The sequence below is a fragment of the Aeromonas allosaccharophila genome, from assembly GCF_016026615.1.
In the GTDB taxonomy this organism is placed as follows: domain Bacteria; phylum Pseudomonadota; class Gammaproteobacteria; order Enterobacterales; family Aeromonadaceae; genus Aeromonas; species Aeromonas allosaccharophila.
Window position 1 is genome coordinate 1,820,803 of record NZ_CP065745.1, and the last position, 14,153, is coordinate 1,834,955.

Genomic DNA, 14,153 nt, shown 5'->3' on the forward strand with positions numbered 1-14,153 from the left:
TCAATAGGGGTTTATGTAATAAAATCACGGCCTGCTCGAATCGTTGGAGTTGTTTATGTCTGTCATTAATCGGATCCCTGCCGTTGAAATCAGCCAGCCAGCCGGATCTCACGGCACCATTGGCCGGATCCATTCCGTCGAAACCTGCGGCACTGTCGATGGTCCGGGGATACGCTTTATCGTATTCATGCAAGGCTGCCTGATGCGCTGCAAGTACTGCCATAACCGCGATACCTGGGATACCGAGGGTGGCCGCGAAGTGACCGTACCGGAGTTGATGAGTGACATCACCAGCTATCGCCACTTCATGAATGCCTCCGGCGGTGGCGTGACAGCGTCCGGCGGTGAAGCCATGCTGCAACCGGCTTTCATTACCGAACTGTTTACCGCTTGCAAAGAGAAAGGGATCCACACCTGTCTCGACACCAACGGCTTCGTCCGTCATCTCGACGAACAGGTGGACAAGCTGCTCGAACAGACCGATCTGGTGCTGCTCGACATCAAACAGATCAATGACGAGAAACACATTCCGCTGACTCACGTCAGCAACAGATACACCCTGGAGTTTGCCCGCTATCTGGCGGCCAAAGGCAAGACCATGTGGATCCGCTACGTGGTGGTGCCGACCTGGAGCGACGACGACGAGAGCGCCGAAGGGCTGGGCCAGTTCATCGCCGAGCTGGGCGAGAGCGTGGAGAAGGTGGAGCTGCTCCCCTACCACGAACTGGGCAAACACAAGTGGGATGTGCTGGGCGACCCGTACGAGCTGAGCGGGATCAAGCCTCCCAGCAAGGAGACCATGGAACGGGTCAAGGGCATCCTTGGCAAGTACCACGACAACGTCAAATATTGATGGTAAAAGCAGGCTGACTCGTCAGCCTGCTCTGCTATGGGGCTGTCGGGAAGGCAGCCCGGACTCTACTGCATGAATGGACGACAAGATGAGTGAAGGACAACTCGCCGCCCTCCTGATCTGGCTGGTACTGCTGGCCTTTAGCCTGCGCCGCTCCCTGTGGCAAACCCTCCATGACAACCCTCTCTATCAGCACCTGCTGCTGGGGAGTGCCATCGCGCTGGTGCCGCTCTGGTATCTAAGGGCCGGTCTTCATGAAGGGCTGGAGGTCCATTTTCTCGGGCTCACCTCCCTCACCCTGCTGCTGGGCTGGCGGTTGGCGCTGCTCGCCCCCTGTCTGACCCTGCTGGTGCTTGGTTACTTCGGCGTCACCAATCTGGCCGATTTTGGCTGGCAGGCGCTGGTTGGCATCGCCCTGCCGGTGGCCACCAGCTGGCTGCTGTTTCTGGCCAGCTGGGCCTGGCTGCCGCGCCACCTCTTTGTCTATATCTTCGTTGCCGCGTTTCTCGGTGGTGCCATCGCCATCTCGGTCAAGGTGGTAGCCAGCGCGTTGCTGATGGGGCTGAGCGACAGCTACCCCTGGCATACCATCACGGCGGATTACCTCTCCATCTGGCCGCTGCTGCTGTTCCCCGAAGCGCTACTCAACGGCATGGCGATGACGGTGCTGGCCATCTACCGCCCCCACTGGGTCAATACCTTCTTCGACCGCACCTATCTGGGCCAGTAACTCTCTCTTCCCTGATCTGCGTCCATAAAAAAGGAGAGGCCATCGCCTCTCCTTTTGATCTTCCGAATTGTGCCAGTTACTGGCTTAGTGCAGCTTCAGGGTCGGGCGCAGTACCCGGTTGATGCGACCCACCAGCATGATGAGACCGGTTTTGACGTAGCCGTGCAGGGCGATCTGGTGCATCCGGTAGAGGGAGATGTAAACCAGACGGGCGATGTAGCCTTCCACCATCATGGAACCGCGCATCAGGTTACCCATCAGACTGCCCACGGTGGAGAAGCGGCTGAGGGACACCAGCGAACCGTGGTCGTGGTAGAGATAAGGCTTCATCTCGCCACCGTTCAGCTTGGCCAGAATGTTCTTGAACGCCTGGCTGGCCATCTGGTGGGCAGACTGGGCGCGCGGCGGCACAAACTTGCCATCCGGCTGCGGGCAGGCCGCACAGTCACCGATAACGAAGATGTTCTCGTCACGGGTGGTCTGCAGGGTCTCTTTCACCACCAGCTGGTTGATGCGGTTGGTCTCGAGACCAGCGATGTCCTTCATGAAGTCCGGCGCCTTGATACCGGCCGCCCACACCATCAGATCCGCTTCAATCAGCTCGCCATCCTTGGTGTGCAGACCTTCGGCCGTCGCTTCGGTAATCATGGTGGCGGTACGCACGTCCACACCCAGCTTGACCAGCTCCTGATGGGCGGCGCCGCTGATACGCTCCGGCAGGGCCGGCAGAATGCGCGGGCCCGCTTCCACCAGCGTCACCTTCAGGCTGTCGGTGGTGAGATTCTTGAAACCGTAGGCGTAGAGCTGCTCGACCGCGTTGTAGAGCTCGGCAGAGAGCTCGACGCCGGTGGCGCCGCCGCCGACGATGGCAATCTTCACCTTGTCGCCCGGCTTATATTCAGTCGCGAACTGCAGGAAGCGGTTCATCATGCTGTTGTGGAAGCGGTGCGCCTGGGAGGGGCTATCGAGGAAGATGCAGTGATCCTTGATCCCCTTGGTGTTGAAGTCATTGGAAACAGAACCGATGGCCATCACCAGAATGTCGTAAGGCACGGCGCGCTCGTTGACCACGATGTCGCCATTGTCGTCGTGGATCGGGGCCAGCACGATGCGCTTCTCGTCGCGCTGGATGTCGGTCAGGGTGCCGAGCTGGAAGTCGAAACCGTGGTTCTTGGCATGGGACTGGTAGCTCAGGGCATCGATGCCCGCATCCATGGAGCCGGTGGCCACTTCGTGCAGCAACGGCTTCCACAGGTGGGTGCGGTTACGGTCAACCAGGGTGATCTTGGCCTTGTTCTTTTTGCCAAGCTTGCGACCCAGACTGGTGGCCAGCTCCAGGCCACCGGCGCCGCCGCCTACAACGACAATATTCATCATGATGATTTTCCTCGGTTCCTCAAAACGAAAGGGAGCCATTGGCTCCCTAAAACGAAATCGGTCGACGTGATGGATCAGGCTTCTTTGAAGGCCTTCATCCGCTGCAGATGATGCGAGATATTTTTGAACTTATGGGTCTCGCGCTCATCCCACACGATGTCGTAATAGTTCTTCAATTCACGTTCAGTGTCCCGATTATCGCGCACTTCATCCTGAACGGAAAGGATGCACAGACAGTTTCCTGAATTTTTCTTACGAAATTCAGTTACACACTTGGTACCGATATCGTCATATTCCTCTGGCCGGTCGATCTTGCCCTGCATGTTCTCTTCCGGATGGAGGTTGGGGTTGAAGAGCACCTGGCGAATGCCGCACAGAAAGCCGATCCGCTCGCTCCAGTAAGCACCAAGTCCCACGCCGCAGATCAGCGGTTTGGGATCGGTACTCATATCGAGCTGCTTCTTCACTTCCTTGAGCAGGTGGCTCATATCATGACGGGGGTGAACCGTGCTGTAGTGCACGAAACGCACATCATCATCAATAAACTGCAACTGCAGCACTTTCTCGTGATTGCCGGGGCTGGTGGCATCAAAGCCATGCAGATAGATGATCATGGATAAGACCTCAGGAACTGTGTCGGTTTTATCGAAACTACCCCAGCGGCGGCCCCGCGCGCCACCAAAACATCCAACTTTCTTGCTTTGGATCACGCCCATAGACCTGATCATGGCCCGTCACGACGGCGTTGTTCACCCGGGGACCAGCGATTGGCTATCAAAGTGAGAGTGGCCTCCCGATAATGATAAAAACATTACCAATGTGAGATCCCCCTCCCGCTCGATGCAGCCCCACCTTGGCCACTTATCTGGCCGGGATGTGACTCATCCCACAAAAACAAGGCGTTAGCGCCAAACGTTTTCGCTCATGACCGGCGTTGTGCATGTTTTGTGCACTGACCCGTGCTGCACCGGATCCCTCTCACCACGGCAAAGGGATCTGGCACGTCAGTCAATACACGAGATCAATGACCGGGAAAGCCACGGCTTTCACTATCTTGCCTGTAGCGGTTGCGCGGGCTTCAAGGAGTGATCTGTTCATGAACGAGACCAACCCCCCCTCCCCTCGTCCGGGTACGCGCAAGCGCCCGGTGGATGAAGTGGAGCGCATGCTCCCCATGGGCCAGCTCTTTACCCTCGGCCTGCAACATGTGCTGGTGATGTATGCCGGTGCCGTGGCGGTGCCACTGGTGATCGGCGGCAGTCTGGGGCTGCCCAAGGATCAAATCTCCTACCTCATCAGCTCGGATCTCTTCTGCTGCGGCATCGTCACCCTGCTGCAATGTGTCGGGATTGGCCGCTTTGCCGGGATCCGGCTGCCGGTCATCATGTCGGTCACCTTTGCCGCCGTGATGCCGATGCTGGCCATCGGCGGCAATCCGGATCTGGGGCTGACCGGTATCTTTGGCGCCACCATCGCCGCCGGTATCATCTCGACCCTGCTGGTACCGCTGATCGGTCGGTTGATGCCGCTCTTCCCCACGGTAGTGACCGGGGTGGTTATCACCTCTATCGGGATCAGCATCATGCAGGTGGGGATCGACTGGATGGCGGGGGGCAAGGGCAATCCGGAATATGGCAGCCTGCGCTATATCGGCACCAGCTTTGTGGTGCTCGCCTTCATCTTGCTGGTGACCCGCTTCACCAAGGGCTTTTTCAGCAATATCTCGGTGCTGCTCGGGATCATCTTCGGTTTCGTGGTGGCCATCGCCATGGGTGAAGTAAGCCTCGACGGCCTTGGCAATGCGGCCTGGTTTGCCCCCATAGTGCCGTTCGCGTTCGGCTGGCCCACCTTCGATCCAATCTCTATCGCCACCCTGACGGTGATCATGCTCATCACCTTTATCGAGTCGATGGGGATGTTTCTGGCGCTTGGCGACATCGTCGGCCATCCGGCCAGTCGCGGCGACATCGTGCGCGGGCTGCGGGTCGATGCCATCGGCACCATCGTCGGCGGGGTCTTCAACAGCTTCCCCCACACCTCGTTTTCCCAGAATATCGGGCTGGTGAGCGTGACCGGAGTGTCGAGTCGCTGGGTCTGCGTGATGTCGGGGGGGATCCTGCTCGCTTTTGGCCTCATCCCCAAGATGTCGGTGCTGGTCGCCTCCATTCCGCCCTTCGTATTGGGCGGTGCAGGCATAGTGATGTTCGGCATGGTGCTGGCGACCGGCATTCGCATTCTGGCGCGCGCCGATTACAACACCAACCGCCACAATCTTTACATCGTCGCCATCAGCCTCGGGGTCGGCATGATCCCCACCGTTTCAGGGAATTTCTTCCAGCACTTCCCGGCGGCAGCACAACCGCTGTTTCATAGCGGCATCCTGCTGGCCACCATCAGCTCAGTGGCACTCAACCTCTTCTTCAACGGCTATCAGCCTGATCTGAGTCACCAGACCCGTCCTCTGTTCGTTGGTCCCATCAAACCGGAGCAGGAGCAGGCATAACAAACAGGCCCCGGACAGCGAGACTGTCCGGGGCCTTGTTCACATCGCCACTGACCCAATCAGGCTGGCAGCTGTTCGAAGCGTTCTACCGCCCGCGCTACCTGTGCCAGACTCCCCTGCCAGAAGGCGGCCTCACGGATATCCTGTCCCAGATGTTTCGCCACCAGATCTTCGGCGCTCATGCGGCCGGTATCTCGCAGCAAGGCGCGATACGCCTCTGCCACCCCCTCTTCCCCCGCCGCCTTGCGGCTCATCAACTGCTGATAGACCCCGAGGCTGAACAGATAACCGAACAGATAGGGGTAGTTGTAAAAGCCCAGCCCGGCGATGGAGAAGTGTGCCTTGGCCGCCCAGAACATGGGGTGATAGCGGGTCAGGCTCCCCTCATACCAGCGTCCCCACGCCTCGTCGGTCAGTGCCTTGAGCCGCTCTGCCGGCACATAGCCCTGCGCTCGCTCGGCCACCAAGGCCTGCTCGAAATCGAAGCGGGCCGGGATATTAACCAGGAAGGTGGCAGCGCCATCGGCCTCCGCCCAGGCGATGGCCAGCTGATCTTCCGGGCTTTGCGCCTGCTCGAACAGGGCGCTGCGCACCAGAGTCTCGGCAAAGATGGAGGCGGTCTCCGCCAGCGTCATGGGGTAGCTGCGCTGGCTCATCGGCAGATCGCGAATGACCCAGTTGTGCCAGGCGTGGCCCAGCTCGTGCGCCAGGGTGATGACGTTATCCATGGTACCGGCATAGGTGACGAAGACCCGCGGCTCCACCGGCGCGGCAAACTTGGTGCAGTAGGCACCGGTGCGGCGATTTGGCGTAGGTGCCGCATCAATCCACCCCTGCTCGGCCATCATGCGGGCAAACGCCCCCATCTCGGGATCGAAACGGCTAAAGGCATCGGCAATCAACTCGATCGCTTCCTCAAACGGGATCTCGCGGCTGCTGGCAGCAGGGGGCGGCGCAAACAGATCCTCCGGCCCCAGATCGTCGAGTCCGAGCCGCGCAGCCATCAGCCCTAGGGCGCGCTGACCCAGCCAACGGGCCCGCCAGGTTTCGCTCATCAGGGCATCGAGGGTGGCACGCTCGATATGACTCTGATGGCAGGAGAGATCCAGCGCATCGAGCACACGGGTTTTGCCGCGCTGACGGGCCAGCTCCAGCCGCCAGCCGTTGAGGGCATTGAGGATGGCGGCGACCGTCTCCTGCTCCCCTTCCCAACCGGCGCTGATGGCATCAAAGGCTTCCAGACGCAGGGCCCGCACCGGGCTGGAGAGCAGATTGCTCGCCTCGGCCAGCCCCATCTCGCGGCCATCAATGGTTAAGCGGATCTTGCCCACCAGATCGTTGTAGAGGTTGCCCCAGGCGTGCAAGCCATCGGTGCCAAGGCCGATCACCAGCTGCTCCGCCGCCACCGGCAGGCGCTGATCCTGCAAGCGACGCTCATGGCACAAGCGGTACGCCTCCTCGCCAAGCAGCGGATCCCTCATCAGCGCGGCGAATTCCTCTTCCGGCAGCGCCAGCATCAGATCGTCCACTGGCGCCAGGGTCTTGAACAGATCGGCGTTGAGGGCGCGGGCACGGGACGCCAGCTGTTTGGCCTGCGGATCCCGCGCATCCTGACTGCCGCGACACGCGGCCAGAATGGCGACGTTCCAGCCGATATGGCGAATATCACGGGCGCGCAGCCGCACTTCCCGCAAAAAATCCTGCAGCGCAACGTCATCGCCGCGCACCCCGTCCAGACCCGCCATATAGCTGGCCAGCTCTTCCAGCGCGTGGCGGGAGGCGCGCATGTCCGCTTCCAGCTCGGGGCTGTCGAGGCCCGGGTAGATATGGTCGTTATTCCACTGTTGTTGATACATAGCTTCTCGCAAAGGCCTTCATCGGGAGGCGCAACAGACCTGCGGGCAGCAAGCCCGAGACCGAGCGTCCCGCAGGCAAAAAAATGAAGAGAGGAAAAAAAGAGAAAATAGCCCGTAAGTTCACTTATCACTTGGCCGGGGCAAGACGGCTCACCAGCGTCATCACCGCAACCAGCAGCAGACCCGCCACCACACCGGCCACGGCGTTGAGCAGGGTTGGCGTCACCGCCGCCAGTACGGCCCCCACGGTCGGCAAGGTGGCAACGACAGCGGCTGCCCCTTCAATCAGGTGATGGGCAAAAGGCCAGCCGTGCACCAGAATGCCGCCCCCCACCATAAACATGGCGATGGTGCCGACCAGTGCCAGCAGGTGCATCAGACGGGGCGCAGTCACCAGCAGCCCTTGCCCCACCGCACGGCGCAGGGCGCTGCCATCGGGCTTTTGCAGCAGGTGCAGGCCGATATCGTCGAGCTTGACGATCAGCCCCACCAGCCCGTAGACCCCGATGGTCATCAGCACGGCGATGCCCGCCACCACCGAGAGCTGCAGCGCGAGGCTCGCCCCCTGTACCGTGCCAAGGGCAATGACGATGATCTCGGCAGAGAGAATAAAATCGGTACGGATCGCCCCTTTCACCTTCTGCTGCTCAAACGCGGCCAAATCATCGGGAATGGGGGTGGCGTGACTCTCCCCCTCGCTCACCTCATGAGGCAGGAACTTGTGCGCCAGTTTCTCGGCCCCCTCAAAGCAGAGGTAGGCGCCCCCCAGCATCAGAAGCGGCGTGATCAGCCAGGGCACCAGCGCACTGATGGCGATGGCGGCGGGCACCAGGATCAGCTTGTTGCGAAATGAGCCCTTGGCCACAGCCCACACCACCGGCAGCTCCCGCTCGGCCCGTACCCCGGAGACCTGCTCCGCATTGAGGGCGAGATCGTCCCCCAACACCCCGGCGGTCTTCTTCGCCGCCATCTTGGTCATCAGAGCCACGTCATCAAGCACGCTGGCAATATCGTCGAGCAGGGCCAACAAACTGGTTCCAGCCATATCAAAGATCCCTTGTATCAGTGAGAAACGTCTTCCCGAAAAATGTCTCGCGCTTGTTCACCACGACCTTGGTCATCAGTGCCACGTCATCGAGCACGCTGGCGATATCATCGAGCAGGGCCAACAAACTGGTTCCGGCCATATCAGAGATTCCTTATATCAGTGAGAACAACCCAGGGAGATAGGTGTACATCCCCCCGATAACCACCGTGGGCAACAGGGCCACCTCATGGCGAGCGCAGGCCATCATCGGCCGCGCCAAGAATCGGGCGCTCGCCATCGGGGTTACGTCTTTCGGGCAAAAGATGGCACAGTGTAACGAGAAGCCGCCGTTTCGGCAGCACCCCTGAGCCATTTGATCTTGGTTCCCTCTGAATCACTTGAAGGAGTTCCCATGCAACCCTGGCAACCTCTGCTCGATCTCTGGTTTGGCGACGAGGCCGATGACGCCCTCCGGGCCACCCGGCAAGCCCCCCTCTGGTGGGGAAAAAGCAGCGAAACGGATACCCTGCTGGCCAGCCGCTTCAGCGAGCTGGCAAAGGCCGCGGCCGAAGGCAGCCTCGCCCACTGGGCCAATGCCCCCAGCGGTCGGCTGGCGCTGATCCTGCTGCTCGACCAGCTGCCCCGCAATATCTATCGCGGCACACCTGCGGCCTTTGCCCAGGATCCGCTGGCAAGGGATCTCTGCCTGAAAGGGTTGTCCATCGGGGCTGACAAATCCCTCTCGCCACTGGCGCGGGTCTTCTTCTATCTGCCGCTGGAACATGCCGAATCCCGTGAACAGCAAGCCAGAAGCGTGGCGCTGTTCGAAGCACTGGCAGCGGAGCAGGCCGGCACACCGGCGCAAGCAACCTTCGCCGGATTTGCTGACTTTTCCCGCCGCCATCAGGTGATCATCGAGCGCTTTGGCCGCTTCCCGCATCGCAACGACATACTGGGTCGCACCAGCACGCCGGAAGAGGTGGAATTTTTGCAGCAACCGGGCTCCGGCTTCTGACACCCGCCATATAAAAAAATCCCCGTCATGGTCATGACGGGGATTTTTCGTTCAACCTGCCAACCCTGCGGGCGGCTTAAACCGTTGTTACGCCTTGGCGGGCTCACGCTCGCCCAGTTCATCGGTCTCGCCCAGACTGTCTTCGGTCTTGGCAACCACGCTGGCGGCAATGGCGTTACCCAGCACGTTGGTAGCAGAGCGGCCCATGTCGAGGAAGTGGTCGATACCCAGCAGCAGCAGGATGCCCGCTTCCGGAATATGGAACTGGTTCAGGGTGGCGGCAATCACCACCAGAGAGGCGCGCGGCACCCCGGCCATCCCCTTGGAGGTGACCATCAGCAACAGCAGCATGGTGATCTGTTGGGCCATGGAGAGCTCGATGCCATAAGCCTGGGCGATGAACATCACCGCGAAGGTGCAATACATCATGGAGCCGTCGAGGTTGAAGGAGTAACCCATCGGCAGCACGAAGCTGGCGATGCGCTTGTCACAGCCGAACTTCTCCAGACGGTCCAGGGTCTTGGGGTAGGCGGCTTCAGAGCTGGCGGTAGAGAAGGCCAGCAGGATGGGTTCGCGGATAAGCGCCAGCAGTTTGATGACGCGACCACGCAGGAAGACGCTGCCCATGGCGATCAACAGCAACCAGAGGCAGGCCAGCGCGATGTAGAACTGGGCCATAAAGCTGCCGTAGGTGACCAGAATACCCAGTCCCTCTTTGGCGACCATGGCGGCGATGGCACCAAATACCGCAAACGGCGCAAAGTTCATCACGTAACCGGTCACTTTCAGCATGATCTCGGCAGCGCTGGCCATCAGCACCACCACCGGCTTGGCCAGATCGCCGAGCGCGGCGGCAGCCAGACCGAAGAAGAGGGAGAACACCACGATCTGCAGGATCTCGTTGGTGGCCATCGCCTCGACCACGCTTTTGGGGATGGCGTGGGTCACAAAATCTTTCAGGGTAATGGCACCGGCAGCAATACCGGAACTGGCGGTGTCATTGGGCAGGGAGAGTGAAAGACCCACGCCCGGCTGCATCAGGGTCACCATCACCAGACCCAGGCTCAGTGACATCAGGGAGGCCAGCATGAACCAGCCGAGGGTTTTGGCGCCGATGCGGCCGACAGTGCGGGTGTCGCCCATCTTGGCGATGCCGACCACCAGAGTGGTGAAGACCAGCGGTGCGATGATCATCTTGATCAGTCGCAGGAAGATATCGGTCAGGATAGTGATGTTATTGGCGAAATCCGCAGCCTGATCTGCGGCAAACATGCGATAGCCCTGGCCGGTGAGGATGCCAAACATCATGGAGATGAGGATGGCGACCGTCAGTTTATTCATTTTCATGGGGGAGTCCCGGTTTTGATTGGTGCAAGCCGTTAACGGTGGCATGGGAGCCACTACAGTCCGTTTTTGTGATCCGAGCCGTTGATTCCTGGCGGCTGGTATGCTGGGAGAATGCCTAAAAGCAGGGGGTAAATCTAGAGGGTTGTTCCAGAATTTTATGCTGCCATTAGGTGTATGTGATATGGATCTTGCAAGCCACCAATATTAATCACTGTTTGTTTTAATTGTGGCGAGATATTTCGCGTTGAGGGTTCGCTCATCCATTGCCCGTGGCAACAGGCGAAAAGTGAGCAGCGCCGAGATGCGGTGCTGCACCTGCATCTGGGCCATAAAGAGATCCGGTTCATCCTCGTCAAACCCGAAGATCGGCCGCGATGGGGTCACCCTGACGGCATCACGGGTAATGGTCAGCTCATCGACGCCGAGCCAGCTATAGCCTTCTGCGAGCGCCAGCTCCCCTGCCCGCTTGAGCACATATTTGCGGGCGGTCTCCCTGTCCACCAGATCGTTGCCGACAAACTCCAGCTGCCACTTGTCCGGGCCAAGCCGGGTCTGGGAGAAACCGGTCTGGCCATTCCAGAACGACTTTTCACTTTCATAAGGAGTGGCGCAGCCCACCAGCAGCAGGGTGAGCATCAGCAGACAAACCGGTTTGAAGAGAGATGCAAACACAGAGGACCTCGGCTGGGGGGGTGGCAACTGAGCCGTTACTACAGCACAAACCTCGGTGGCGACACAATCACAGTGGCCATCTCTTCTATCCGTTTCTTCTAGCCGCCTCTTCTACCCGTCTCTGTTCGCTGCTGCCTCTGCCCGCCCTTCCGGCCTGAGCCGCCTGTCCGGGCCACACACCGGCGCCGAATTGCGCGCAAAAGAAAAGGCCTTGTCGTTTGACAAGGCCTTTACCGGGGAATTTGGTCGGTGTGAGAGGATTCGAACCTCCGACCCTCTACACCCCATGCAGATGCGCTACCTGGCTGCGCTACACACCGACGGAGTCAGCTCGGCTGACGGGGGCAGAGTTTATGGAGATGACCCTGCCCTGTCAACAGGGAAACACTGCCAATTCCCCGACCACGGTGCGTTCGCCTGCTTTGCGAACAATCAGCGGTTAAAGGTCAGCCGCTTGCCCAAAATACCGTCGCTGACCTGACCGTTCTGCCAGGCGATCTGGCCGTTCACCAGCGTCATCTCCACCGTGCTGTGGAAGCGGTAGCCGTTGAAGGGCGACCAGCCGCAGTGGTAGAGAAGGTTGTCATCGTTGACCACATAGGGCTTGCCCAGATCCAGCAGCACCAGATCGGCGAAGTAACCTTCGCGGATATAACCGCGCTCCTCCACCTGAAAACGCTCGGCCACCGCGTGGGAGGTCTTCTTGACGATGGTCTCCAGGGTGAAGACGCCGTTGTGGTAGAGCTCCAGCAGCGCCTGCAGGGAGTGTTGTACCAGCGGCACGCCGGACGGCGCCTTGAAGTAGCTGTTCTGCTTCTCTTCCCAGGTGTGGGGAGCATGGTCGGTGGCAATGATATCGAGCACGTCGTTGCGCACCGCATCGAGCAGCGCGTGCTGGTCGGCGGCACTCTTCACCGCCGGGTTGCACTTGATCTGGCTGCCCAGGGTGTCGTAATCGGCCTCGTTGAAGAACAAATGATGCACACACACCTCGGCGGTGATGTTCTTGTCCTTCAGCTCGCGCAGATCAGGAGTGGCGGTAAAGAGCGACAACTCCTTGGCCGAGGTCAGGTGCAGCACGTGCAGCTTGGCGCCGTACTGTTTGGCCAGCGCCACCGCCATGCTGGAGGATTTGTAGCACGCCTCGTCACTGCGAATGCGGCCGTGCTCGCTCATCGGCACATTCTCGCCCCACTTGGCCCGCGCCGCCTCTTCCGCCTTGGCGATGGTCGGGGTGTCTTCGCAGTGGGTGACGATCATCACCGGACTCTCGCGGAAGATAGCCGCTAGGGTCTCCTGATTGTCTACCAGCATGTTGCCGGTCGACGAGCCCATGAACACCTTGACCCCGCAGGACTGCTTGGGATCGAGGCGCTTGATCTCTTCCAGGTTGTCGTTGGTGGCGCCGAGATAGAAGCTGTAGTTGGCGACGGAGGAGTTGGCGGCGATCTGGTATTTGGCTTCGAGGGCGTCGAGGGTGGTGGTCTGGGGATTGACGTTGGGCATTTCCATGAAACTGGTGGTGCCACCGGCCACGGCGGCGCGGGATTCGCTGGCGATGGTCCCCTTGTGGGTCAATCCCGGCTCCCGGAAGTGGACCTGATCATCGATCATTCCGGGGATCAGGTGACGACCTGCGGCATCGATGACCTGCGCATCGGGCGCCTCGATATCCGGGGCGATGCGGGCAATCCGTTCCCCCTCGATCAACACATCGGAGGCATAGATGCGGCCTTCGTTGACCAGGGTGGCATTTTTGATAAGCAGTTTGTTCATGGGGGGTTCCAGTTCCTTTGCCGATAATCGCGGGTCATAATATCGCAAACTGCCCTTTCTCTGTAGCAAGGCCTGACTGATGAAGTTATTTGTAAGAGATTTGACCGTGATCGACTCCAGCTACCTGTGCGAACGCCGCGGCATGGTCGGCGAGAGCTGGCTGGTAGATATCGAAATGAGCGGTGAGCTCAACGAAATGAGCATGCTGCTGGACTTTGGCCGGGTAAAGAAGCTGATCAAGTCGATCATCGATGAAGAGGTGGATCACAAGCTGCTGGTGCCGACCGAGTGCCCGCTGATCCATATCGAAACCCTGGACGGTGACGAAAGCACGGTGGATCTGCTGCGTCCGGGTCGTTCCATCCACCTGCGTTGCCCAACCCAGGGTTTTGCCTTTATCCCCGCGCCTCTGGTTGATAAAGAGTCGGTGACTCGCTACCTGCTGGCGGTGCTGGCCAAACGGCTGCCGGGCAATATCAAGGATCTCTCCCTGACCCTGCGCCACGAAGCCATCGACGGTGCCTTCTACCACTACAGCCACGGCCTGAAAAAGCACGATGGCAACTGCCAGCGCATCGCCCACGGCCACCGCTCCCCCATCGAGATCCACGTCGATGGTGAGCGCGATGGTGAGCTAGAGCTCAACTGGGCCGAACGCTGGGGCGATATCTACCTCGGCACCGAGGAAGACAAGGTGGCGTTGACCGAGCTCGCCTTGAGCCCCCGCGCCAATGCCCAGCTTGGCGAGCATCACTGCGGCTTCAAATATGTGGCGCCGCAGGGGCTGTTCCAGCTGGCCATCCCCAGCGCCGAGGTGGAGATGATCGACACCGACACCACGGTCGAGCTGCTGGCCTGCTACATCGCCCGCGAAGTGAAGAAGATGGTGGGCGACAAGTTCGTCAAGATTGTCGCCTATGAAGGGGTTGGCAAGGGCGCGATTGCCTACGCCTGATCCCCTTATCACTGCCGCAATAGACAAGGCCCCGCATCTGCG

The 14,153-nt window shown here is 60.0% G+C and carries 13 protein-coding genes and 1 tRNA gene; 5 read left to right on the forward strand and 9 right to left on the reverse strand.

The features are described from left to right. The first annotated feature begins 55 nt into the window (after positions 1 to 55). Both pflA and I6G90_RS08025 read left to right on the forward strand, forming a co-directional pair. On the forward strand, positions 56 to 853 hold the full coding sequence (pflA, locus tag I6G90_RS08020; protein ID WP_082034841.1) for a pyruvate formate lyase 1-activating protein: 798 nt from the start codon (positions 56 to 58) through the stop codon (positions 851 to 853). Between the two features lie 88 nt (positions 854 to 941). Continuing rightward, the gene (locus tag I6G90_RS08025) at positions 942 to 1,583 is read left to right on the forward strand and encodes an energy-coupling factor ABC transporter permease (protein ID WP_182970775.1); all 642 of its coding nucleotides are present in this window, start codon (positions 942 to 944) and stop codon (positions 1,581 to 1,583) included. An 84-nt stretch (positions 1,584 to 1,667) separates the two neighbouring features. Here I6G90_RS08025 and I6G90_RS08030 read toward each other — a convergent pair whose 3' ends face one another. Together I6G90_RS08030 and ycfP are read right to left on the reverse strand one after the other, a co-directional pair. Next, positions 1,668 to 2,960 (reverse strand): NAD(P)/FAD-dependent oxidoreductase, encoded by a 1,293-nt coding sequence (locus I6G90_RS08030; RefSeq protein ID WP_197930646.1) that lies wholly within the window; start codon positions 2,958 to 2,960, stop codon positions 1,668 to 1,670. Positions 2,961 to 3,034: 74 nt separating this feature from the next. After that, positions 3,035 to 3,574, reverse strand: a complete 540-nt coding sequence (gene ycfP / locus I6G90_RS08035) for an alpha/beta hydrolase YcfP (protein WP_042061892.1) — start codon at positions 3,572 to 3,574, stop codon at positions 3,035 to 3,037. A 482-nt stretch (positions 3,575 to 4,056) separates the two neighbouring features. On the opposite strand from ycfP, the gene I6G90_RS08040 reads away from it, so the two are divergent. Continuing rightward, on the forward strand, positions 4,057 to 5,463 hold the full coding sequence (locus I6G90_RS08040; protein ID WP_042657363.1) for a nucleobase:cation symporter-2 family protein: 1,407 nt from the start codon (positions 4,057 to 4,059) through the stop codon (positions 5,461 to 5,463). A gap of 59 nt (positions 5,464 to 5,522) precedes the next feature. On the opposite strand, the gene I6G90_RS08045 is transcribed toward I6G90_RS08040, so the two are convergent. The 3 genes from I6G90_RS08045 to I6G90_RS08055 form a co-directional block, all read right to left on the reverse strand. Beyond that, a complete protein-coding gene (locus I6G90_RS08045; protein WP_197930648.1) occupies positions 5,523 to 7,319 on the reverse strand; it encodes a M3 family oligoendopeptidase in 1,797 nt (598 codons plus the stop codon). A gap of 127 nt (positions 7,320 to 7,446) precedes the next feature. Beyond that, positions 7,447 to 8,364, reverse strand: a complete 918-nt coding sequence (locus I6G90_RS08050; protein ID WP_197930650.1) for a DUF808 domain-containing protein — start codon at positions 8,362 to 8,364, stop codon at positions 7,447 to 7,449. A 1-nt stretch (position 8,365) separates the two neighbouring features. Continuing rightward, entirely contained in the window at positions 8,366 to 8,506 is a 141-nt protein-coding gene (locus I6G90_RS08055; protein WP_193392583.1) for a hypothetical protein, read from the reverse strand. Between the two features lie 252 nt (positions 8,507 to 8,758). Between I6G90_RS08055 and I6G90_RS08060 the strand changes: the two genes are divergently transcribed. Beyond that, on the forward strand, positions 8,759 to 9,361 hold the full coding sequence (locus I6G90_RS08060; protein WP_197930652.1) for a DUF924 family protein: 603 nt from the start codon (positions 8,759 to 8,761) through the stop codon (positions 9,359 to 9,361). A gap of 87 nt (positions 9,362 to 9,448) precedes the next feature. Here the strand turns inward: I6G90_RS08060 and I6G90_RS08065 are convergent, their stop codons facing one another. The 4 genes from I6G90_RS08065 to I6G90_RS08080 all read right to left on the reverse strand — a co-directional run bounded on the left by I6G90_RS08065 (position 9,449) and on the right by I6G90_RS08080 (position 13,156). Beyond that, positions 9,449 to 10,708: a dicarboxylate/amino acid:cation symporter gene (locus I6G90_RS08065; RefSeq protein ID WP_042657367.1), complete on the reverse strand. Its 1,260-nt coding sequence runs from the start codon at positions 10,706 to 10,708 to the stop codon at positions 9,449 to 9,451. 204 nt (positions 10,709 to 10,912) lie between these two features. Further along, positions 10,913 to 11,344 (reverse strand): CC0125/CC1285 family lipoprotein, encoded by a 432-nt coding sequence (locus tag I6G90_RS08070; RefSeq protein WP_197931182.1) that lies wholly within the window; start codon positions 11,342 to 11,344, stop codon positions 10,913 to 10,915. Between the two features lie 279 nt (positions 11,345 to 11,623). Next, a tRNA-Pro gene (locus tag I6G90_RS08075) sits at positions 11,624 to 11,700 on the reverse strand. A gap of 112 nt (positions 11,701 to 11,812) precedes the next feature. Beyond that, complete coding sequence (locus I6G90_RS08080; protein ID WP_197930654.1) at positions 11,813 to 13,156, reverse strand: dihydroorotase; 1,344 nt, start codon at positions 13,154 to 13,156, stop codon at positions 11,813 to 11,815. Positions 13,157 to 13,235: 79 nt separating this feature from the next. Between I6G90_RS08080 and I6G90_RS08085 the strand changes: the two genes are divergently transcribed. Then, on the forward strand, positions 13,236 to 14,111 hold the full coding sequence (locus I6G90_RS08085) for a 6-pyruvoyl trahydropterin synthase family protein (protein ID WP_162518151.1): 876 nt from the start codon (positions 13,236 to 13,238) through the stop codon (positions 14,109 to 14,111). Positions 14,112 to 14,153: the final 42 nt, after the last annotated feature.

Excerpts from the sequence above, each read along its gene's own strand:
- pflA (WP_082034841.1), top strand. The coding sequence starts at position 56 with ATGTCTGTCATTAATCGGATCCCTGCCGTTGAAATCAGCCAGCCAGCC.
- I6G90_RS08025 (WP_182970775.1), top strand. The coding sequence starts at position 942 with ATGAGTGAAGGACAACTCGCCGCCCTCCTGATCTGGCTGGTACTGCTG.
- I6G90_RS08030 (WP_197930646.1), bottom strand. The coding sequence starts at position 2,960 with ATGATGAATATTGTCGTTGTAGGCGGCGGCGCCGGTGGCCTGGAGCTG.
- ycfP (WP_042061892.1), bottom strand. The coding sequence starts at position 3,574 with ATGATCATCTATCTGCATGGCTTTGATGCCACCAGCCCCGGCAATCAC.
- I6G90_RS08040 (WP_042657363.1), top strand. The coding sequence starts at position 4,057 with ATGAACGAGACCAACCCCCCCTCCCCTCGTCCGGGTACGCGCAAGCGC.
- I6G90_RS08045 (WP_197930648.1), bottom strand. The coding sequence starts at position 7,319 with ATGTATCAACAACAGTGGAATAACGACCATATCTACCCGGGCCTCGAC.
- I6G90_RS08050 (WP_197930650.1), bottom strand. The coding sequence starts at position 8,364 with ATGGCTGGAACCAGTTTGTTGGCCCTGCTCGACGATATTGCCAGCGTG.
- I6G90_RS08055 (WP_193392583.1), bottom strand. The coding sequence starts at position 8,506 with ATGGCCGGAACCAGTTTGTTGGCCCTGCTCGATGATATCGCCAGCGTG.
- I6G90_RS08060 (WP_197930652.1), top strand. The coding sequence starts at position 8,759 with ATGCAACCCTGGCAACCTCTGCTCGATCTCTGGTTTGGCGACGAGGCC.
- I6G90_RS08065 (WP_042657367.1), bottom strand. The coding sequence starts at position 10,708 with ATGAAAATGAATAAACTGACGGTCGCCATCCTCATCTCCATGATGTTT.
- I6G90_RS08070 (WP_197931182.1), bottom strand. The coding sequence starts at position 11,344 with ATGCTCACCCTGCTGCTGGTGGGCTGCGCCACTCCTTATGAAAGTGAA.
- I6G90_RS08080 (WP_197930654.1), bottom strand. The coding sequence starts at position 13,156 with ATGAACAAACTGCTTATCAAAAATGCCACCCTGGTCAACGAAGGCCGC.
- I6G90_RS08085 (WP_162518151.1), top strand. The coding sequence starts at position 13,236 with ATGAAGTTATTTGTAAGAGATTTGACCGTGATCGACTCCAGCTACCTG.